Below are 21768 nucleotides of genomic sequence, written 5' to 3'. Positions count from 1 at the left end.
ACCCTCCGGGCGGAGCGCGCCGTGCCTCACCAGGAACGTCACACTTCCCCGGCCCGGCACGCGCCGCCCGGAGAACCCAGCAGTACCCGCAGGACCAGCAATGTCGGCAGCACCAGCAGTAACCAGAGCAGTGCCAGTTCGTCTCGGGCCGTCCCCCGGGTCGTGCAGCCAACGCACCATCCCAAATCCCGCATTCTGATGCGGGTGCCCCTGTGAACCTTGGGAGTAGGCACCATGACCCAGCAGTCCCTTGAGCCGAAGACTGCGGCGGAGGACGCCGGCGCCGGTACGCGCCAGCCCGCCGGAAGATCCTGGCTCGACCGGTATTTCCACATAACGCAGAGAGGGTCGACCATCGGGCAGGAGGTGCGTGGCGGCATCACCACCTTCATGGCGATGGCGTACATCATCCTTCTCAACCCGGTCATCCTGTCGGTGCCGGACGCCAGCGGCGCACGCCTCGACGGTGATCAGCTGACCACCGCCACCGCGTTCGCGGCCGCCGCCACCACGATCGTGATGGGCCTCATCGGCAATGTGCCGCTGGCCCTCGCCGCGGGACTCAGCGTCTCCGCCGTCATCGCCTTCCAGGTCGCACCCGAGATGACCTGGCAGAACGCGATGGGCATGTGTGTCATCTACGGCCTGGTGATCATCCTCCTCGTGGTCACCGGCCTCCGAGAGATGATCATGAATGCGATCCCGCTGGCGCTCAAGCACGCCATCACCATGGGGATCGGCCTCTTCGTCTGCCTCATCGGCCTGGTCCAGGCCGGCTTTGTCACCAGCATGCCCGGCCCCGGCGGAGTCGCCGGCGCCAAGCCCATCCAGCTCGGCACCGCCGATGTGCTCACCGGCTGGCCGGTGCTCTGCTTCGCCGTCACCGTCATGCTGATCTTCGTTCTGCAGGTCCGCAGGATTCCCGGCGCGATCCTCATCGGCATCGTCGGCGGCACCGTCTTCGCGGCCGTCGTCCACCAGCTCGCCGGTCTCGACAAGGCCGCCTGGGGCGGTCTGAACGCCCCGGAGATCACCGGTTCCATCGTCTCCACCCCCGACTTCGGGCTGTTCGGCGAGGTCTCCTTCAGCGGCATCGGCAGCGTCGGCGGCATCACGGTCGGCGTCATCGTCTTCACCCTGGTGCTGGCCGGCTTCTTCGACGCCATGGGCACCATCATCGGCATCGGCCAGCAGGCCAACCTCGCCGACTCCAAGGGCAAGATGCCCGGGCTGAACCGCGCCCTCGCCGTCGACGGCGCGGGCGGCGCGATCGGCGGCCTCGCCGGCGCGTCCGGCCAGACGGTGTTCATCGAGTCCACCGCGGGCGTCGGCGACGGAGCCCGCACGGGCTTCGCCAGTGTGATCACCGGCCTCGGCTTCACGCTGTGCCTGTTCTTCACCCCGCTCGCCCAGGTGATCCCGTCCCAGGTGGCGGCCGCGGCGCTGGTCGTGATCGGCTCGATGATGCTGACGAACGCCAAGCACATCGACTGGAACGACCCGGCGACCTCGATCCCGGTCTTCCTGACCACCGTGCTGATGCCCTTCACTTACTCGATCACCGCGGGCATCGCGGCGGGCGTCATCGCCCATGTGCTGATCAAGGCCGCCCAGGGCAAGGTCCGCGACATCGGCTGGCTTATGTGGGTCCTGGCCGCGGTCTTCCTCGCCTACTTCGGCCTTCACCCGATCGAGGGCTGGCTGGGCGTCAAGTAACCCCGGCCCGCCCCACGGGCCCCCACCCCCGCACACCCGTGAGGAGACCGACATGCTGGACATCGCCGATGAGCTGAACCGGTGGGTCGAGCAGGGCCGTGCCTTCGCCGTGGCCACCGTCGTGGCCGTCGGCGGCAGCGCACCCCGCCAGCCGGGCGCCGCGCTCGCCGTCGACAGCGAGGGCACGGCGATCGGCTCGGTCTCCGGCGGGTGTGTGGAGGGCGCCGTCTACGAGCTGTGCCAGCAGTCCCTCCAGGACGGCCGCACCGTGCTCGAACGTTTCGGCTACAGCGACGAGGACGCCTTCGCCGTCGGCCTGACCTGCGGCGGCGTCATCGACATCCTCGTCACCCCGGTCCCCGTGGACGCCCCCGCCAGAGAGGTGTTCGCGGCCGCGCTGGCCGCCGCCGCCCGAGGGGAGGCGGCGGCGGTCGCCCGCATCGTCGAGGGACCGGACGAACTGCGCGGGCGCGCGCTGCTCGTCCGCCCCGACGGCGCATACGACGGCTCCCTGGGCGGCCATCCGGAACTGGACCGCACCGCGGCCGCCGAGGCCGCCGCCCTCCTCGACGCAGGCCGCACCGCCGCCGTCGGGATCGGCGAGGACGGCAGCCGCTGCGGACAGCCGCTGACCCTTCTCGTCGAGTCCAGCGTCCCCGCCCCCCGGATGATCGTCTTCGGCGCGATCGACTTCGCGTCCGCGCTGGTGCGTGTGGGCAAGTTCCTCGGCTACCACGTCACCGTGTGCGACGCCCGCCCGGTCTTCGCGACGAAGGCCCGCTTCCCCGAGGCCGACGAGATCGCGGTCGAGTGGCCGCACCGCTACCTCGAGTCGACCGGCGTCGACTCCCGCACCGTGCTGTGCGTCCTCACCCATGACGCCAAGTTCGACGTCCCGCTGCTGAAGCTGGCCCTCACGCTGCCCGTCGCCTACGTCGGCGCGATGGGCTCCCGCCGTACCCATCAGGACCGCAACAAGCGGCTGCGCGACGTCGGCGTCACGGACCTCGAACTCGCCAGGCTGCGCTCCCCGATCGGCCTCGATCTGGGAGCCCGCACCCCCGAGGAGACGGCCCTGTCCATCGCCGCCGAGATCGTCGCCAACCGCCGCGGCGGCACAGGCGTCTCCCTGACCGGCGCCCACACCCCCATCCACCACGACGGCGCGGACACGCCGACGGGGCGCATCGGGTCGGTCGCCTGACGGACTGGACTGACGGACTCATGGACCGACGGACTGGACTGCTGGGCTGACGGACTGACAGCGCTGTCCAGGGCCGTCCGACGCCGCCATACGGGTGGCAGCGCGCGCGGACCATGGCCGGTCGGGGCGGGTCAGGGGAGCGAGAGGCGTACGAACTACAGGGCATGCCCTGCTGATCGCCGGAGTGACACCGTGCGCACCGCTTCCTTCGCCACCGCACTAGCCTTCGCCACCGCCCTCGCCCTCCCTGCCGCGCCGCTCACCCAGCCCGCGGCATCCGCCGCCCGCCCGCCGGCGCCGCCGCCCACCCGGCTCCACACGCCCCCCGCCAACCCCGACGCCTACCGCCAGGCGGCCGTACTGCGCGCCCAGGGGCGGCACACCGAGGCCGCGGGGATCGAGGCCATGGTGCGGACGCCGCACGCCGTCTGGTTCGGGGACCAGCGGCCCGCCGAAGCCGAACGCGACGTCCGCGGCGCCGTGCTGGACGCCGCGGCGCAGCGGGCCCTGCCCGTCCTCACGCTGTACAACGTTCCCGGGCGTGACTGCGCCTCCTACTCGGCGGGCGGAGCGTCCACGACCGCCGAGTACCGGCAGTGGATCGACGCGGTCGCGCGCGGCATCGGCACACGGCCCGCGCTGGTGGTGCTGGAGCCCGACTCGCTCGCGCTGCTGCCCGAAGACTGCCCGGGACAGGACGATGACCGCGGCAGCAGGACATCCGCCCGCTACACCGAGCTGAACTACGCGGTCGACGTGCTCGAACCGCTCCCCGGGACCAGCGTCTACCTCGACGCCGGGCACCCCGGCTGGCACTCCGTCGCGGGCATCGTGCCCCGCCTGATCAAAGCCGGCGTCGCGCGGGCCACCGGCTTCCACATCAACGCCTCCAACTACCAGACCGACGAGGCCAACGCCTGGTACGGAAGGCTCGTCTCCTCCTGCCTGGCCCATGCCGGGGGCGGCGGACAGGCGGCCGACTGCCCCGGCCAGTCGGCCCCCCGGAAGGACACCGAGGCATGGCTCGCCGCGAAGGCCGCCGTGGACCCCGCCGCGATGAAACACTTCGTCACGGACACCAGCCGCAATGGGCAGGGGCCCTGGACGCCGCCCGCCGGGCTGTACCGCGACCCCCAGGACTGGTGCAACCCGCCGGGGCGCGGACTGGGCGCGCCGCCGACCCTGGCCACCGGCGACCCGCTGCAGGACGCCAGGCTGTGGATCAAGACCCCGGGGGAGTCGGACGGCCCCTGTCTGCGCGGCACGGCCGGGCCGCAGGACCCCGCGCGGAAGGCCGTCGCCCCCAAGGCGGGCGAGTGGTACGAGGAGCAGGCCCTGGAACTCGTACGGCTGGCGCGGCCGCCGCTCGCTGACTGGGCCTGATCCGGCGGGCCTGGTCCAAACGACAGGGCCAGACCGCCCCGCGCCGGATTTCGGCTTGATCTGGCGCACCCGAAACCGGCCAAAGGTAGTGTGTTCAACGGGCAAGGCTCATGGGGGCAATAACGGTCAGGCGCCGTGGACGCGCACCATGCCGCTTTCCGCGAGCGGGGAGTAGTACTCGGTGAACAGCTTGCCGACCAGCTCCCCCCGGCTGGAGACGCCGACCTTCTCGAAGATGCCCTTGATGTAGTCGCGCACGGTGTGGGGGGAGAGATGCAACTGCTGGGCGATTTCACCGGTGGGCAGCCCGCGTGCGATGCACTGCGTGACCTCCGTCTCGCGGTCCGTCAGTTCGTACGCGTCGACGATGAGCGGGACGATCTCCGAGGTCTTCGCCGGTTCGATCACCACCGCGGAGGGGCCGAGCGCGCCGCTGCTCTCCCGCAGACAGGAAGCGTGGCAGACCAGCCAGCGGCCCGAGCGGGTGCGCACCCGCACCCGGGCCTGACCGCGGTCGCGTTCCTGGGCGATGGCCCTGGCCTTCATCGCCGTCGACTGCACCCAGGCCGGGATGCGCAGACCGATCTGCGCCGGTGTGGCCGGCCCTTCGGGCAGGTCCTCCAGATGCGCGCGGGCGTCGTCATTGGCCGAGAGGAGCATGCCCGACGGATCGAACAGCAGCAGCCCCGGACCGTGCTGGGCGTCCGGGAGACGCTGCATGGACTGCGGAGCGGGCTCGGCGAAGGAGCGCAGCTTCTTGGCGAGCGGGGCGATCAGACCGGCGATCAGCTTGGTCTCGGCCGTATCGAAGGCGGGGCGACCCTTCGCCCGGAAGAGGCTGATGTGACCGTGCGGACGGCCGCCGACGCGCAGCACGGCGCGCAGCTCGTCCTGGAGTCCGCGGGGACGCATGAACTGCTGGTAGAGAGTGCTGCGGGCGGGCAGATCGCCGGTCGCCTGGCGCAGGCCCGCGACCGGCATGGGGGCCTGGGCCAGATCCCGGAACAGATTCACGTTCTCGGTGAAGAGTTCGCTCTCCCAGTAGACGGCGCAGCCGCCCTCGTCCAGGTTCTCCGCCCGGATCGGGGCGGTCATCATTCCGGTCAGCGGATCCGTGACGCGCCAGACCGCCGCATCGTACGGCAGCAGTTTCCGTAACTGTGCCGACGACTCGGCGAACATGCCGAGCGCATCGGAGGTCCTCGCGGCCCGCGACAGCAGCTCGGTGCGGCCGATGTCGATTCTGGAGAGTGAAGAACCGGTCATCCCGCCATCCTCGCAGCCGGGTCAGGAATGGCCAACCCCTCAAATGCGGGGGCCGGAAGGGCCCTTGACTCCCCCTTGAATGCGGGATGGGAAGGAGCGGGCGGGTGAGAAAGAGTTTTACAGGGGGGCAGGAGGCAGCGATGGAGGAGTCAGCCGGAGAGATGCGATTAGGAATCATCGGCGCGGGCGGCATGGGCAGGGCCGTCGCCAGACGGGCGGCCCTCGCGGGCGCGGACGTACTGCTCGCGGACCACCGGATCGGCAAGGCCCGGGCCGTCGCCGCCGAAGCGGCGGCGGGCGCCCCCGGCTCGGTGACGCCCACGACGGTCGACGCCGCCCTGCGGCCCCGCATGGTGGTGCTCGCGCTGGGCTGGCCCGCGGCCATGGAGCTGATCAGCGCCCGCACGGCCGCGCTGCGGGGAAAGGCGCTGGTGGATGTGAGCGTGCCCAGCCAACGGGACGCCCTCACCAGCGGGGTGCGCAGACTGGCTCAGGCCGCCCCCCGTGCCCGCTGGGTGAAGGCGTTCGCCGCGGGGGACGCCGAGGCGCTGTTCCGCGGGGAGATGGACGGCCAGCCCGTCGATGTGTTCGTGGCGTCGGACGACGAGCGCGCCAAGGTCGCCGTGGTCGAGCTGGTGGACCTCTCGGGCCTGCGGGCCTTCGATGCGGGAGGACTCGACAATGCGAGAGGGCTGGAGGACATGGCTCGTCTCGGACAGGAGATGCGCGACCGTCTGCTGCTCACGGCCGGGTGGGGTTTCAAGTTTCTCCCCTGCTGGTGAGCGGCTTTCGACAACTACGTTGAACCGGTAGGCCATGACGGGGGAACCAGTGTCAGCGCACCATACGTTTTGCATACTCGGCCCGCTTGTCGTCCACGGCCTCAGCGGGGAGGTGAGGCTCGGCGGAAACAGGCAGAGAATTCTGCTGACCATGCTGCTTCTTCAAGCCAATCACGCGGTTGCCGCGGACCGGCTGGTCCGCGCCATTTGGGGAGACGCGCCTCCTGCGACGGCCCGGAGCCAGATACGGATCTGCGTGTCCGGATTACGCCGTCAGTTCGCGGCGGCAGGTGTGCGCGCCAGTATTGAGACCCACCGTCAGGGCTATCTCATCAGAGTGGCCCCCGGCGATGTCGACCTGCATCATTTCGAGACGCTTGTCGCCGAGGCGCGCACCGGTGCGTGCGGTGCGCCCAGCGAAGCCGTCGTACAGAAATTCCGGGAGGCGCTGCAGCTGTGGCGGGGGCCGATCGGCGCCGGGATGGAAAGCGAGCTGCTGGACAGCGTTGCCCTGAAGTTCCATGAAGACCGCTACTCCGCGATGGAAGACCGTTTTGAGTTCGAACTCCAGATCGGTGAGCACCGGCGTGTGCTGGGCGAGCTGACGCATCTTGTGGCGGAGCACCCGTTCCGGGAGACGCTGTGCGCGCAGCTGATGATCGCCCTCTTCCGCTCCGGGCGTACGGCGGAGGCGCTGTCGCTGTTCCGCCTCACACGCCGGCGGTTCTCCGAGGAACTCGGCATCGAACCGGGCGAGCGGCTGCGGAGGATCGAGCGGCGCATTCTGACCGGTGAAGGGGACGAGGCGTCTCTCGGCTCGACGCCGCCCTGCGGGCCTCCCCCGCAGACGCCCGGCTGCCCGGACCCGGCGGCGGCCGCCGGGCCGCTGTCGCCGCAGGACCGCATCGCGCTCCTGGAACAGGAGATCGCCGTGCTGCGCGAGGAGTACGTCGGGCCCGGCCGGCCCGGTGCCTGACTCCCGCGCCGTCTCCCCCTCAACCGAGGGGGAGACGGCGCGCGCAGTCCCTCGGCGCGAGGGATGGAGGGGGTCTGCCGGCCTCGGAAGACTGCTGGTCGTAGCCGTTCGCACAGGGTGTGGGGCGGCCCAGGCAGCAGCCGAGGGAAGGACAGACAGTGGCAGAGAACCTCCAGGCCCCCGTCACCCCGGAAGAAGCCGTCGACCGGCTGGCCGCAGGGCTGAAGGGCGAAGTGTTCATGCCCGGCGACCCGGAGTACACCGCCGAGTGCTCCGGCTTCAACGAGATCGCGCGGCACCGGCCGTCACTCGTTGTGGCGGCGCGCGGCACGGAAGACGTGAGCGCCGCCGTCCGCTTCGCCGCCGAGCAGGATCTGCCCGTGGGGGTCCAGGCCACCGGACACGGCATCGCGGCGCCGGTCCGCGGCGGAGTCCTCATCAGCACCCGGCGGATGAACGCCGTGGCCGTGGACCCCGTCGCCCGGATCGCGCGGGTGGAAGCGGGAGCGAGGTGGCATCAGGTCATCGCGGCCGCCGCCTACCACGGGCTCGCGCCGCTCAACGGCTCCTCCCATCTGGTGGGCGTGGTCGGCTACACCCTCGGCGGCGGACTCGGGCCGCTCGGCCGCCGGTACGGATACGCCGCCGACCATGTCACCCGCATCGAGGTCGTCACCGCCGACGGGACGCCGCGGACCGTCACGGCCGCCGACGACAGCGGGCTGTTCTGGGCGCTGCGCGGAGGCAAGGGCAACTTCGGCGTGGTGACCGCCCTGGAGTTCTCCCTCATGCCCGTGTCGCGGCTCTACGGAGGCGGCATCTACTTCCCCGGCGAGCTGTCGCCGTCCCTGCTGCGGACCTGGCGGCGCTGGACCGAGACCGTCCCCGAGACGATGACCTCCTCCGTGGCCCTGCTGCGGCTGCCGGACGTGCCCGCCGTGCCGGAGTTGCTGCGCGGCCGGCTGACGGCCCATCTGCGCATCTCCTTCATCGGCCCCGAGGAGGAGGGCGAGCGCCTGGTGCAGCCGCTGCGCGACGTGGGGCCCTGTGTGCTCGACACGGTCGGCGACATGCCGTACTCGGCTGTCGCCGACATCCACCAGGACCCTGCCGAACCCCTGCCGTACCACGAACGCAACATCGTGCTGCGCGCACTGGAGGACGACGCGGTGGACCGGCTGATGGACCTCGCCGGACCCGGCTCCTCCTGCACGGACCTGATGGTCGAGCTGCGCCAGCTCGGGGGCGCGCTCGCCCGGCCGCCCGCCGTGCCCAACGCGGTCGGCAACAGGGACGGGGCGTTCACGCTCGCGACCCTCTCGCAGCCGGGGTCGCCGGACCGGGTGCTGGGGCCGATGGGGCGGTGGGGCACCGGACGGACCTACCTCAACTTTCTGGCCGGGCCGGACACGGTGGGCGCGGCGAGGGGGTGCTTCGATCCGGCCGTGTACGCGCGGCTGCTGCGGGTGAAGGCGCGGCATGATCCGGGGAATCTGTTCCGGATCGGCCATGCGCTGGCCGATCCCGGTGCGGGCGGCTGATTTTTCCCCTCCCCACCCCTTCCCGTAACTGGGGGCTCCGCCCCCAGACCCCGTTTCCCGGGGGCTCCGCCCCCGGACCCCCGCGCCTCAATCTCCCCCAGCTACCGCTGGGGGTACCCCCAGGCGGGGCTCATTTGAGCCCGTCCGGCGCTTGAGGACACGGCCGTCAGGCCGTACCGGGGCGGACGGCGCGGCGCGGCAGCACCGCAGCCCTTCCCCGAAGCGGGTTCGGGGCGGAGCCCTGATGAATTGACGGTTTGCCAACCACCACCACGCTCTCCGCAGGAGGACGTCTGATGACCACCGACAACCCGACCGCCGCGGCCGCCGCCGCGGCCTCACCGAACGCCGGCGCCGCCGCGGCCCGCTCCGCGGGGCTGCGATACGGCGCGCTCTTCGGACCCGCCGTCTTCGGCGTCACCGCGGCCGGCGTCGCGCTGCCCGATGTGGCCGCCGCGCTGGACGCCGCGCCCTCGTCGACCGCGTGGGTGCTGACCGCGCACGCACTGGCGCTTGGCGTCGGCACGGCGCTGTTCGGCCGGCTGGCCGACTCCCGCGGTGTGCGGTTCTCTCTGCTGCTCGGTTCGCTCGTGCTGGGCGTCGGCGCGCTGATCTGCCTGCTCGCGCCCAACCTGGGGGTGCTGGTCGCGGGCCGGTTCGTGCTGGCCGCCGGCTCCGGGGCCATGACCTCCGGCGCGCTGGCCCTGTCCGCCTCGTCCGCGCCCGCCGACCGCCCCCGGGTCCTGGCCGGGTTCGGTGCGACGATGGCCGTGTTCTCGGCGAGCGCGACGCTCGCGGGCGGGGTGTTCACCCAGTGGGTGACCTGGCGGCTGACGCTCGTACTGCCGGCGCTGTCTTTGCTGGCCGTGCCGCTGTGCCTGCGCGCCGCCGCCGAGCGGCGCGGCTCCGGACGCCCTCTGGACCTGCCGGGCGCGCTGCTGCTCACGGCGGCCGCGATGTCGTTCCTGCTGCTGATCCAGACGTCCGTGCTGTCGCTGTCCGCCCCCGTGGTCATCGCGCTGGCGGCCGTTCTGGCGCTGACCGGCGCCGCGCTCGCCGTGCGGGTGCGGACCGTGCAGATGTCCTTCGTACCCCGCCGGCTGGTCGCGGACAGCCTGTTCCTGCGCGCCGTCGTCACCGGCATCGGCGTGTACGCAGGGCTCTTCGCGGCCATGTACGCCGTCCCGCAGCTGCTGGTGCGGGAGCACGGCTGGAGCGTGCTCGCCGTCGGCGCGTGGCTGCTGCCCGGCGCGGTGGTGGGCGCGGTGCTGTCCCGCACCGCCGGGAAGCTGACCGCGGGCGCCGGCGGCAGCAGGCTGCTCGCCGCCATCGCCGCCGCCACGGCGGCCGCCCTGCTCACCGTGTTGAGCGGATCCGGCACGGTCCAGCTGATCGTCGGCGCCTCCCTGGGCTTCGCGGCGTTCGCCGTCACCCAGGTGGTGACCACCGCGCTGATGTCGGCCCGCGTCGAACCGGCCCTGCGCGGCGGGGCGATGGGGCTGCTCAACCTCACCTTCTTCGTCGGCGGGGGAGTGGGCAGTGCGACCGCCGGCGCACTGGCCAAGTCGCTCTCGCTGTCCACCGCGCTCGGCATCGTCGCGGCCTTCCCTCTGGTGGCGGCGGTCTGCGCGCTCACCCTGGCCGACCGCGCCCCGCGGGCCTGACCGGCCTTCGCGGCGGCCGGAAAACACCATCGATACGGCGGCGATAGGCGCCGGGACGACGATGAACCTTCACCCGGCATCTGCGCATGAGGAGAGAACCGAGAAGCCATGGAAGATCTGGCGGATTCTGAATTCGACGGTCATATACGGAAACTGATGGACTGGCACTTCGGGGAGCACACGGGATCCCCGTTCTGGCTCGGAAAGCGGGACGGGCTGGGGTTCGACCCGCTTGCCGATGTACGGGGCGTCGCCGACCTCACCCGCTTCCCGGACGTCAGCGACGAACTGCGCACCGTGCCGGCCCGGCAGCTGATCCCCCAGGGCCTCGCGGACCGGCCGTTCCGGGTCTATGACTCGGGCGGCACCACCGGCTCGCCCAAGCGCATCGTGGACAGCGGCTACCGGTCCCGGCTGCTGGAGTGGGCCCATGCACGGCTCGTCGAGGCCGGGGTGCCGGGCAGCGGCAACTGGCTGCACCTGGGGCCGAGCGGCCCGCACGTCATCGGCTTCGACGTCGGCCGCTACGCCGCGCTCGGCAACGGCATCCTCTACGGCGTCGACCTCGACCCGCGCTGGGTCAAGCGGCTGCTGGCGCAGGGCCGTGCGGACGACGCCGACGAATACGTCCAGCATCTGCTGGACCAGGCGGAGACGATTCTGCAGACCCAGGACATCGCGGTGCTCAACACCACTCCGCCGCTGCTGGAGGCCATCTGCGCCCGGCCGGAGCTCTACCGGCTGGTCAGGGAGAAGACGCAGGCGATCATCTGGGCGGGCACCTCCATCAGCGCCGAGAGCCTGCGCCAGCTCGACGAGGTCTTCTTCCCCGGCATCCCGGTCGTCGGCGTCTACGGCAACAGTCTGATGGGCGTGGCGCCGCAGCGCCCCGCCGCGCCCGGCGACCGGCATCCGTGTGTGTTCGAGCCGTACCCCGCCACCACCCGGCTCGAACTGGTGGACGACGACGGCCGGTCCGTGCCGTACGGGGAACGCGGACGCGTCAGGCTGCACCTGGTCGCCGAGGAGATGTTCCTGCCCAACATCCTGGAGCGCGACACCGCGGTCCGGGTCGAGCCGCGGCCCGGCTCGGCCGTGGACGGGCTCGCCGACGTCCAGACCTTCCGCGCCCTCAGCGACGTACGCATCATCGAGGGGGTGTACTGATGGCGACGCACCTCGCTGCCGGCGTCGCCGCCGAAGCGGCGGGCGACATCCTCACGGTCGACCCCTGCGTCTGCGGCCGCACGACGCCCAGCGCCGACCGCTCCCGGCTGCCGAGCGTCCTGGGCGGCGATCTCGCCGATGTGGGCACCGCCCCGCGGCTGCTGGCCCTCGCCTCGCTCTCGGAGATCCGGGACCAGGCGGACGGCCGCGCTCCGCACGCCTCGGTCTTCGAGAAGGCGGCCGAACTCTTCGCGACCGGAACGCTCCAGGACGAGAGCCCTTGCGCGTACGCACGCCGGGTCTCGCACGCCACCGGGCTGACAGCCGCGGCGGTCGGCCAGGCCGTGCGGGACATCGTCGCGGAGATCGGGCAACTGCCCGCGACCACGGCCGCGGAACTGCCGGCCGCCGGACCCGGGAACGGCTTCGAAACGCGCTGGGTGCCGCGCGGCAGGGTCTTCGCCGCCGTCATGGCGAGCAACCACCCCACCCCCAATGTCTCCTGGGTGCAGGCCCTTTTCCACGGCTACAGCGTCCTGGTCAAGCCCGGAAGCCGTGACCCGTTCACCGCCCTGCGGCTCACCCGGGCACTGCTCGCGGCCGGCCTGCCGCCGCACAAGCTGGCCTTTCTGCCCTGCTCCCGGGAGACGGGCGACTTCCTGCTGAGGGAGGCGGACCGCGGCATCATCTACGGCGGCGACCGCGCGGTCCGCCAGTGGGAGGGCCGGGAGTCCGTCGCGGTCCGCGGCCCCGGACGCACCAAGGCGCTGCTCGACACCGACCCCGACGACCGTCTGATCGGCCATCTGGCCGTGTCCGCCTCCTTCGACGGCGGCACTCGCTGCACCAATCTCTCCGCGGTGCTCACCTCCCGCCCCGTCGCCGACGTCGCGGACCGGCTCGCCCGGCGGCTCGCCGGCCTTCCGTCGCTGCCGGCCACCGACGAGGCGGCCACCCTGCTCGTCGCGGACCGCGCGCGGGCCGAGCAGATCCGCGGACAGCTCGCCGCGCTGCGCTCTGAGCTCACCGACCACAGCGCCCGCGCCGACACCGGCGAAGCGGTGGTCGAGCTGGACGACGGATCGTTCCTGCTGCGCCCGGTGGTGCTCTCGGCCGACCGCGCGGACCACCCCGCCGTCGGCACGGAGCTTCCCTTCCCGTTCGTGGTGGTCGCGCCGTGGTCCGACGCCGACGGCATGGGACCGCTGCGCGACTCCCTGGTGCTGAATCTGCTGACGGACCGTGAGGACCTCCTCGAAGCGGCGGTCCGCGAACCGAGCGTGCGCAAGGTGACCCGCGGGCCGGTGCTGCCGTGGACCGCGGTGCCCGGCATCCCGCACGACGACAACTACACCCAGTTCCTGCTGGAGCCCAAGGGGGTCGTGGCCGGAGCCTGAGCCATGACCCGGCCCGCCGTGCCGCACCGGCCCCCGCAACCGAAGGAAAGGCAGCTGACGCATGTCCCTGAACAGACGAGAGATGGTCATGACCGTGACGGGTTCGGCGTTCGTCGCCGCGGCCGGCGCGGTGCCGTTCGCCACCGGCGCGCTGGCGGGGAACGCGAACGGCCCCGCGACCTCGGCGGAAGGCGAGCCCGCAGGCGGGGACGCCGCGGCCGCTGAGGAGTACACCGAGCGCTACAAGGGCCGCACGATACGGGTCCTGCCCGCCTCGGCGGGCGGTGGCGTGCTCATCGACGACCGTCCCCTGCACCTGATGAAGTTCGCCGACGACGCCTATCTGAGCTCCATGTGCCACTACGAGATGGCGCCCACGCCGCTGCACGCGGCACGCAAGGCCATCGACGAGCTGCGCGGCGCCGCTCTGCTGCCGTCCAGCCACGGCACGCACGTCATCGACGTCTGACACCCCGGAACGAAGGAACCCATCGGCATGGTGCACATCCGCAAAAACCACCTGGACATGTCCCGGGAGGAGAAGCGCCGCTTCGTCCACGCGGTGCGCGAGATCAAGAGACGGGGCATCTACGACCGTTTCGTCGCCCTCCATATCCGGATCAACTCGACCGACTACCTGGACAAGGAGACGGGCAAGCGGCTGGGGCACATCAACCCCGGCTTCCTGCCCTGGCACCGTCAGTATCTGCTGCGCTTCGAGCGGGCCCTGCAGCGCGTCGACCCCCGCGTCACCCTCCCGTACTGGGACTGGACCTTCGACCACGGCGAGGACTCGCCGCTGTGGGACGAGGAGTTCATGGGAGGCAACGGCCGCCCGGGCGACCGCAGGGTGATGACAGGCCCCTTCGCGCGCGACAACGGCTGGGTGCTCAACGTCAGCGTCATACCGGTGGGCGACGAGGACCCGGCACTCAACGGTCACTTCACCCATGACGACCGCGACTTTCTGGTGCGTGACATGGGCACGCTGACCGACAAGCTGCCGACGCCCAAGGAGCTCGACGACACCCTGGCGCTCCCCGTCTACGACTGTCCCCCGTGGAATCACACCGCGGGCGGGGAAGCGCCGTTCAACAGCTTCCGCAACCACCTGGAGGGCTACACCAAGTTCCCCTGGGAGGAGAAGGCGGGCAAGCTGCACGCGGCCGGACACGTCTGGGTCGGCGGGCACATGATGTACATCGGCTCGCCCAACGACCCGGTGTTCTTCCTCAACCACTGCATGATCGACCGCTGCTGGGCCCTCTGGCAGGAGCGCAACCCCCATGTGCCCCACTACCTTCCCCTGACGGACACGCCGGACGTCCCCGATCTGCACACCAGGCTGGGCCCCTGGCACACCATGACCCCCGCCGACCTGATCGACCACACGAAGTGGTACCGCTACGCCTGAGCCTCTCCCCGCACGCCGGCGGCGCCGGACCGCGCATCCGCGGTCCGGCGCCGCCGTCTGTGGGACGGGCCGTTCGGCCCCGGCTCACTTCTCCAGGCAGAACTCGTCGATCGGGTAGCCGACATGACGGTCCTCGCTCGGCAGATAGCCGAGCACCGTGTCACCCGGCTTCAGCTCGGTGCTGTTGAGGACCGTGCCGCCCGGGCCGAGGACCCGGACATGCCAGTCGTCCTGGAGGATCAGATTGACCCGCCGGCCGTCGGGGGCCTCGGCGTCGATCGAGATCAGCGGCCGGGACTCGATCTTCACCCGGCCGACCGTGACCATGCGGGTGTTGCCCTTGATGTCCACGGCGGTCACCTTGCTGCCCGCCTTCAGCTCGCTGAGGTAGTTGGTGCGTTCGTCCTTGCCCAGGGTGTACGAGTGGATGGCGCCCGCGTTCACCCGGAAGGGGCGGGTCGGCATATAGGGCAGCGGGTGGGTCTCGCTGACGCAGAGGATCATGCCCTTGGAGTGCGAGCCGACCAGGATGCCCTCGTCCTCCCGGAAGTGGGTGCAGGTGTCCACACAGGCGCGCTCGCCCATGCCGATGTGCGCGGTCTCGACCACCCGCAGCTCGGTCAGGTTGAGATTGGGCACTCCGGCCTCGGCGGCGCGCTTGAGCGCCGCGGTGTCTCCGACGGCCTTCGGAGCCATCATCACGCCGTCGGAGCCATGCTCCAGCACACCGAAGATGATCTCGGCCTCCTCCACATCCTGGGCGACGGTGATCAGCGAACCCTGGGCGCGCGCGGCCGCGGCGATCACGATCTCCAGCGGGATCTTGGTGGGGTCGCGGAACAGCAGCAGGCTCCACTTCTCGGTGCGCGCCGACTCACAGGCGTCCTCCAGCGTGGGGGCGTCCACGATCTCCACAAACCGGCCGAACTCGGTCTCGGGGTGGAGCAGGGACAGCTCGGCGGGGGTGACGCCGTGCCGCGCCGGGTCGACGATGACGACGCCGGCCTCGCCGAAGTCCTCCGGCAGCGGCTTGCCCTGGGGGAAGAGCACCTTGGTCACGGTGGGCGGCAGATCCCTCAGGTCCGCCGGGTCGTCGGCGACGACCGCCTCCACCCGGTGGTGCAGGGCCTCCTGGACGATCGCGTCACGGGCGTCACCGAGAGAGCGGATGTCAAGCCAGCTGATCTTCACAGTGGAACTCCTTGGATCGGTGTGGGTGAGAAGAGGAAATGAAGCACTGTCAGGCGGCCATGGCTCCTTTGGCCGGACCGTCTGCCCGGCCGTCTGTCCGGCCGTCTGCGCGACCGTCTGATCGGCCGGCGCCCCTGCCGTGGATGACGTCGGACAACTTGTCGGCCATGGCGCCGGGATCGGGGGCCTGGAAAACATTGCGGCCCATGGCCACCCCGGCGGCGCCCGCCCGCATCGCCTCCTCCACATAGGCGAGCGTCTGGGCCTCGTCGTCGTTGTGCGGCCCTCCGACCACCACCACGGGAATCGCGGCGGTGGCGACGATGTCCGCCATCGCGGCCTCCGAGCCGACATACAGCGTCTTGACGAGATCGGCGCCGAGGTCGGCGGCCAGCTGCACGGCATGGGCGACGAGAGCGGGGTCGCGGGGGTTGTCGATCCTGGGCCCGCGCGGATACATCATGGCCATCAGCGGCACGTTCCAGCGGTCGCAGGCATCGGCCACGGCCGCCATGTCGGCGATCTGCTGCCGCTCCTGGGCAGAGCCGATGTTGACATGGACGCTGACCGCGTCGGCGCCCAGCCGGAGACTCTCCTCGACGCTCGCCACCAGATACTTGGCGTCGGGGTCGGGAGCGTGCACCGTGCTCGCGCTGAGATGGACGATCAGCGAGGTACGGGTGAACCACTCCGGGTCGACAAGCCGCAGCGCCCCCTTGTGCAGGACCACCGCGTCGACCCGGTGTGAAGCGAGCTGTCCCACCAGTGCGTTGAGCCGGCTCCCGCCGGTGACGGGACCGTCGGTGATGGAGTGGTCCAGGGGAACGATGAACAGCCGCTCCGGATCATGGCGGTGCAGCCGCTGCAGACGCAGCCTCCTGGCGAACGGGGCATGGGGCATGGTCGTGATCAACATGTGCTCCCAGTGGTGTTGTCACAGTGGTGTTGTCAGGGCCGGTGTGCCAGATGAAGGGGGTGCGGGCCGGTCCCGGCGTCCAGCCCGAACTCGCTGTGCAGCAGGCCGACGGCGCGGGCCGTGTCCTCGCCGGGCACCGTGACCGACACCCGGAGCTGCGAGGTGGACAGCGAGCGCGCCGCGATGCCGGAGCCGGTGAGCGAGGAGAGCATCCGGGCCGCGTAGCCGGGGCGGCTCAGCAGCCCCTTGCCGACGATGGAGACCTTGGCCACGTCCTCGTCGATGTCCACACCGCAGGACGGGGAGACCGCCAGCTCGGCGAACGCCCGGCGCACGGCGTCCGCGTGCGTGTGATGGACCGTCACGCCGAAGGACTGGCCCCCGCCCGGCGTCTCGGAGACCGCGGCCATATCGGCCGGGACGCCCTGCCGGGCGAGGATCTGGAGGACCGCGAGGGCGGAGTCCTCCTGGGCGGCCGTGGTGCGCAGCGTGATCCGCACCACGTCAGGGTCGTGTACGACCGCCATGACGGCGGCTTTGGCCTCGAGCATGTCCTCTCCGTCTGTCGAGTGGATACGCGTGCCGGCCTCCGCTCCGGCCGCATGGCCCACATGGATGTCGACCCCGTACAGGGCCGCGAGCTCGACCGCGCGTGCGTGCATGACGCGGGCGCCGGCGAAGGCCATTTCGGCCATCACATCGACGTCGACGGACGGCAGCAGCCGGGCGGCGGGCACGATCCGGGGGTCCGCGCTGAACACCCCGGCGACATCGGTGTAGATCTCGCACGTCCGGGCGCCGAGCCCGGCTGCCACCGCGACCGCGGTGGTGTCCGAGCCGCCGCGCCCGAGGGTGATCACATCCCCCTCGGCGGTGACCCCCTGGAACCCCGCGATCACCGCGATCCGGCCCGAGTCAAGAAGCTTCACGGTCCGCTCGGCGTCGATCGCCACGATGATCCCCGCGCCGTGTGCGCCGCTGGCCAGGATGCCGCTCTGGGCCCCGGACAGCGCGGTGGCGTCAAGCCCCGTGCGCTGGAGGGCCATGGCGGCCAGGGACGCGGAGGCGGCCTCCCCAGTGGCCAGCAGATGGTCCAGCTCCCGGCCCTCGGCCCGCGGATTGACCGCCGCGGCCTGCCGGATCAGATCGTCCGTGGTGCTGCCGCGGGCCGAGACCACCGCGACGACGCGCCGGCCGGCCCTGGCGGCCGCGCCGATGCGCCGCGCCGCGTTGAAGAGCTGTTCATCGGTGGCGAGCGAGCTGCCGCCGTACTTCTGCACCAGGACGTCGCCCGCGTGCCCGCCGCCCAGCGTCCCCATGTCCGCCTCCGCTCATCGAACCGCATGTCCGAACGCAGTGATGAGCTTGTGCGAGGCGGGTATCGCCCCCGTTACCCCGTTGCACCGCCGGTGCATTGGCCGTGCATCATGAACAAATCGGGACGGGACGGGGCGTGTGAAGCCCATGCGAAACGCCTGGCCGGGAAGCCCGGCCAGGCGTCGTGGTGTGATATGTCTCTCAGGCTTCGCCGCCCTCCGGATCGCCTTCCAGATCGCCTTCCGTCTCCAGATACGCCTCCCGCAGCGCCTGCAGCACCGCCGGGTCCGGCTCGGCCCACATGCCGCGGGACTCCGCTTCCAGCAGACGTTCCGCGATGCCGTGCAGCGCCCACGGATTGGCCTGCTGCAGGAACTCCCGGTTCTCCGGATCCAGGACATATGTCTGGGCGAGCTTGTCGTACATCCAGTCGGCGACCACGCCGGTCGTGGCGTCATAGCCGAAGAGGTAGTCGACGGTGGCGGCGAGTTCAAACGCGCCCTTGTAGCCGTGGCGGCGCATCGCCTCGATCCAGCGCGGGTTGACCACCCGGGCGCGGAAGACCCGGGAGGTCTCCTCGACCAGGGTGCGGGTGCGGACGGTCTCCGGGCGGGTCGAGTCGCCGATGTACGCCTCGGGGGCCGTGCCGCGCAGCGCCCGCACCGTGGCGACCATGCCGCCGTGGTACTGGAAGTAGTCGTCGGAGTCGGCGATGTCGTGCTCGCGGGTGTCCGTGTTCTTCGCGGCCACCGCGATCCGCCGGTATGCGGTCTCCATCTCCTCACGCGCCGCGCGGCCGTTCAGCTCGCGCCCGTACGCATAGCCGCCCCACACCGTGTAGACCTCGGCCAGATCGGCGTCCGTGCGCCAGTCGCGGCTGTCGATGAGCTGGAGGATGCCCGCGCCGTAGGCGCCCGGCCGGGAGCCGAAGATACGGGTGGTGGCGCGGCGCTCGTCGCCGTGGGCGGCGAGGTCCGCCTGCGCGTGCGCGCGGATGAAGTTGCTCTCGGCCGGCTCGTCCAGACTGGCGGCCAGCCGCACCGCGTCGTCCAGCAGCCCGATCGTGTGCGGGAACGCGTCCCGGAAGAAACCGCTGATCCGCAGGGTGACGTCGATGCGCGGACGGCCCAGCTCCGCCAGGGGGACCGGCTCCAGGCCCGTCACCCGGCGGGAGGCGTCGTCCCACACCGGGCGGATGCCCAGCAGCGCCAGCGCCTCCGCCACATCGTCGCCCGCGGTGCGCATGGCGCTGGTGCCCCACAGCGACAGGCCGACGGAGGCAGGCCACTCGCCGTTGTCGGAGCGGTAGCGCTCCAGCAGCGAGTCGGCCAGCGCCTGACCGGTCTCCCAGGCGAGCCGGGACGGCACGGCCTTGGGGTCGACCGAGTAGAAGTTCCGGCCGGTGGGCAGCACATTGACCAGTCCGCGCAGCGGCGAACCGGACGGGCCCGCGGGCACGAAACCGCCGTTCAGCGCGTGTACGGCATGGTCGATCTCGGCGGTCGTGCCCGCCAGCCGCGGCACTGCCTCGCGCGCGGCGAACTCCAGCACCGCGGCGACCTGTTCACCGTGGTCCGCCGCCACGGCCGCCACGGCGGCCGGGTCCCAGTCCGCCGCCTCCATCGCCTCGACGAGCGCGCGGGCCGTCTCCTCCGCCGCGTCCGCGTCGGTGCGGGTCGCCTTCGACTCGTCCAGGCCCAGCGCCTCCCGCAGACCCGGCAGCGCGGACGTGCCGCCCCAGATCTGCCGGGCGCGCAGCACGGCAAGCACCAGATTGACCCGCTCCGGGCCGGTCGGCGCGGAGCCCAGCACATGCAGGCCGTCGCGGATCTGCGCGTCCTTGACCTCGCACAGCCAGCCGTCGACGTGCAGCAGGAAGTCGTCGAAGCCGTCGTCGTCCGGGCGGTCCTGAAGCCCCAGGTCGTGGTCCAGCTTCGCGGCCTGGATCAGCGTCCAGATCTGGGCGCGGATCGCGGGCAGCTTGGCCGGGTCCATGGAGGAGATCGCCGCGTACTCGTCCAGCAGCTGCTCCAGCCGGGCGATGTCGCCGTATGACTCGGCGCGTGCCATCGGCGGCACCAGATGGTCCACGAGCGTGGCGTGCACCCGCCGCTTGGCCTGGGTGCCCTCGCCCGGATCGTTCACCAGGAACGGATAGACCAGCGGCAGATCGCCGATCGCCGCGTCGGGCGCGCAGGCCGCGGACAGGCCCGCGTTCTTGCCGGGCAGCCACTCCAAATTGCCGTGCTTGCCCAGATGGATCATGGCGTCCGCGCCGAAGCCCCCGTCCTCACGGGCGGCCTGGATCCACCGGTAGGCGGCCAGATAGTGGTGCGACGGCGGCAGATCGGGGTCGTGGTAGATCGCGATCGGGTTCTCGCCGAAGCCGCGCGGCGGCTGGATGAGGATCAGCAGATTGCCGCGGCGCAGCGCGGCCAGCACGATGTCGCCGTCCGGGTTCCGCGACCGGTCGACGAACATCTCGCCCGGCGCGGGCCCCCAGTGCTCCTCCACCGCCTCCCGCAGCTCCGCGGGCAGCCGGCCGAACCAGCGCCGGTAGTCGGCGGCCGGGATGCGCACCGGATTGCGGGCCAGCTGCTCCTCGGTCAGCCACTCCTGGTCATGGCCGCCCGCCTCGATCAGCGCGCGGATCAGCTCGTCGCCGTCGCCCGACGCAAGGCCCGGCACCTCCTCCGCGCCGAAGTCATAGCCCTCCGCGCGCAGTCGGCGCAGCAGCGCGACCGCGGAGGCGGGGGTGTCCAGACCGACCGCGTTGCCGATGCGGGAGTGCTTGGTGGGATACGCGGAGAGCACCAGCGCGATCCGCTTCGCGGCGGCCGGGATATAGCGCAGCCGGGCATGGCGCACCGCGATCCCGGCGACGCGGGCGGCCCGCTCGGCGTCCGCGGCATAGGCGGGCAGTCCGTCCTCGTCGATCTCCTTGAAGGAGAACGGGACGGTGATGATGCGGCCGTCGAACTCCGGCACCGCGACCTGGCTCGCGGCGTCCAGCGGGGACAGCCCCTCGTCGTTCTCCTCCCAGGCCTCGCGCGACCCGGTCAGACAGAGCGCCTGGAGCACCGGCACATCCAGCGCGGCCAGCGCTCCCGCGTCCCATGACTCGTCGTCGCCGCCTGCTTGGGCTTCCGCGGGCCTGGTGCCGCCCGCGGCGAGCACGGTGGTCACCACGGCGTCGGCGGCGCGCAGTTCGTCGAGCAGCTCTGGCTCGGGGGCGCGCAGCGAGGCCACGTACAGCGGCAGCGGGCGGCCGCCCGCGTCCTCGATCGCCCCGCAGAGCGCGTCCACAAAGGCCGTATTGCCGCTCATATGGTGCGCGCGGTAGTACAGCACCGCGATGGTCGGCCCCTCGACGCCGTCACGCTCCGCGCGCTCCAGCCGTCCCCAGGTGGGGGCGGGCGCCGGCGGCTCGAAGCCATGGCCGGTGAGCAGCACCGTGTCCGACAGGAACCGGGCCAGCTGCTCCAGATTCGCCGGGCCGCCGTGCGCGAGATAGGCGTGCGCCTCGGCCGCGATGCCGATCGGGACGGTCGAGGCCTCCATCAGCGCCGCGTCCGGGGCCTGTTCACCGGTGAGCACCACCACCGGGCGGTCCCCGGCGAGCAGCACGTCCAGACCCTCCTGCCAGGCGCGCAGCCCGCCCAGGAGTCGTATGACGACGAGGTCCGCGCCCTCCAGCAGCGCGGGCAGCTCATCGAGCGGGAGCCGCGCGGGGTTCGCGAACCGGTACGGCACAGGGCCGCCCGCCGCACGCGCGCTCAGCAGGTCGGTGTCCGACGTCGACAGAAGCAGGATCATCCGGCGTCCGGCCTTCCT

General features: G+C 71.7%; 16 protein-coding genes. 11 read left to right on the top strand and 5 right to left on the bottom strand.

Annotated elements, in window-relative coordinates:
• Positions 1-234 precede the first annotated feature (234 nt).
• The 3 genes from OF819_RS05320 to OF819_RS05310 all read left to right on the top strand — a co-directional run bounded on the left by OF819_RS05320 (position 235) and on the right by OF819_RS05310 (position 4303).
• Positions 235-1716, top strand: coding sequence for an NCS2 family permease (locus OF819_RS05320; protein WP_267242164.1), 1482 nt, complete (start codon positions 235-237; stop codon positions 1714-1716).
• Positions 1717-1768: 52 nt separating this feature from the next.
• Positions 1769-2920 carry an XdhC family protein gene (locus OF819_RS05315; RefSeq protein ID WP_267242163.1) on the top strand — a complete coding sequence of 384 codons (1152 nt, stop codon included), beginning with the start codon at positions 1769-1771 and terminating at the stop codon, positions 2918-2920.
• 192 nt (positions 2921-3112) lie between these two features.
• Complete coding sequence (locus tag OF819_RS05310; protein WP_267242162.1) at positions 3113-4303, top strand: glycoside hydrolase family 6 protein; 1191 nt, start codon at positions 3113-3115, stop codon at positions 4301-4303.
• A 126-nt stretch (positions 4304-4429) separates the two neighbouring features.
• Here OF819_RS05310 and OF819_RS05305 read toward each other — a convergent pair whose 3' ends face one another.
• The gene (locus tag OF819_RS05305; protein ID WP_267242161.1) at positions 4430-5569 is read right to left on the bottom strand and encodes a helix-turn-helix domain-containing protein; all 1140 of its coding nucleotides are present in this window, start codon (positions 5567-5569) and stop codon (positions 4430-4432) included.
• Positions 5570-5655: 86 nt separating this feature from the next.
• Here OF819_RS05305 and OF819_RS05300 point away from each other — a divergent pair, with 86 nt between their 5' ends.
• The 8 genes from OF819_RS05300 to griF all read left to right on the top strand — a co-directional run bounded on the left by OF819_RS05300 (position 5656) and on the right by griF (position 14510).
• A complete protein-coding gene (locus OF819_RS05300; RefSeq protein WP_267242160.1) occupies positions 5656-6351 on the top strand; it encodes an NADPH-dependent F420 reductase in 696 nt (231 codons plus the stop codon).
• A gap of 112 nt (positions 6352-6463) precedes the next feature.
• Positions 6464-7327 (top strand): AfsR/SARP family transcriptional regulator, encoded by an 864-nt coding sequence (locus OF819_RS05295; protein WP_267242159.1) that lies wholly within the window; start codon positions 6464-6466, stop codon positions 7325-7327.
• Positions 7328-7485: 158 nt separating this feature from the next.
• Complete coding sequence (locus OF819_RS05290) at positions 7486-8868, top strand: FAD-binding oxidoreductase (protein ID WP_267242158.1); 1383 nt, start codon at positions 7486-7488, stop codon at positions 8866-8868.
• A gap of 296 nt (positions 8869-9164) precedes the next feature.
• Positions 9165-10532 (top strand): MFS transporter, encoded by a 1368-nt coding sequence (locus OF819_RS05285; protein WP_267242157.1) that lies wholly within the window; start codon positions 9165-9167, stop codon positions 10530-10532.
• Between the two features lie 156 nt (positions 10533-10688).
• Positions 10689-11699 carry a phenazine biosynthesis protein gene (locus tag OF819_RS05280; protein WP_267242156.1) on the top strand — a complete coding sequence of 337 codons (1011 nt, stop codon included), beginning with the start codon at positions 10689-10691 and terminating at the stop codon, positions 11697-11699.
• Positions 11699-13096 (top strand): aldehyde dehydrogenase family protein, encoded by a 1398-nt coding sequence (locus OF819_RS05275; protein ID WP_267242155.1) that lies wholly within the window; start codon positions 11699-11701, stop codon positions 13094-13096. The genes OF819_RS05280 and OF819_RS05275 overlap by 1 nt, the downstream gene beginning before the upstream one ends.
• Positions 13097-13157: 61 nt before the next feature.
• Entirely contained in the window at positions 13158-13565 is a 408-nt protein-coding gene (locus tag OF819_RS05270) for a tyrosinase family oxidase copper chaperone (protein WP_267242154.1), read from the top strand.
• A 27-nt stretch (positions 13566-13592) separates the two neighbouring features.
• Complete coding sequence (griF, locus tag OF819_RS05265) at positions 13593-14510, top strand: grixazone synthase (RefSeq protein ID WP_267242153.1); 918 nt, start codon at positions 13593-13595, stop codon at positions 14508-14510.
• An 84-nt stretch (positions 14511-14594) separates the two neighbouring features.
• Here the strand turns inward: griF and griH are convergent, their stop codons facing one another.
• The 4 genes from griH to cobN form a co-directional block, all read right to left on the bottom strand.
• Complete coding sequence (gene griH, locus OF819_RS05260; RefSeq protein ID WP_267242152.1) at positions 14595-15701, bottom strand: 3-amino-4-hydroxybenzoic acid synthase; 1107 nt, start codon at positions 15699-15701, stop codon at positions 14595-14597.
• Positions 15702-15750: 49 nt separating this feature from the next.
• The gene (locus OF819_RS05255) at positions 15751-16602 is read right to left on the bottom strand and encodes a 2-amino-3,7-dideoxy-D-threo-hept-6-ulosonate synthase (protein ID WP_267242322.1); all 852 of its coding nucleotides are present in this window, start codon (positions 16600-16602) and stop codon (positions 15751-15753) included.
• Positions 16603-16649: 47 nt separating this feature from the next.
• On the bottom strand, positions 16650-17936 hold the full coding sequence (locus OF819_RS05250) for an aspartate kinase (RefSeq protein WP_267242151.1): 1287 nt from the start codon (positions 17934-17936) through the stop codon (positions 16650-16652).
• 199 nt (positions 17937-18135) lie between these two features.
• Positions 18136-21750, bottom strand: coding sequence for a cobaltochelatase subunit CobN (gene cobN / locus OF819_RS05245; RefSeq protein WP_267242321.1), 3615 nt, complete (start codon positions 21748-21750; stop codon positions 18136-18138).
• Positions 21751-21768: the final 18 nt, after the last annotated feature.

The sequence above is a fragment of the Streptomyces sp. PR69 genome (assembly GCF_026420845.1).
Classification (GTDB): Bacteria; Actinomycetota; Actinomycetes; order Streptomycetales; family Streptomycetaceae; genus Streptomyces.
Note: the sequence above shows the minus strand (reverse complement) of the source record. Positions and strands in the feature narration are given on the sequence as shown.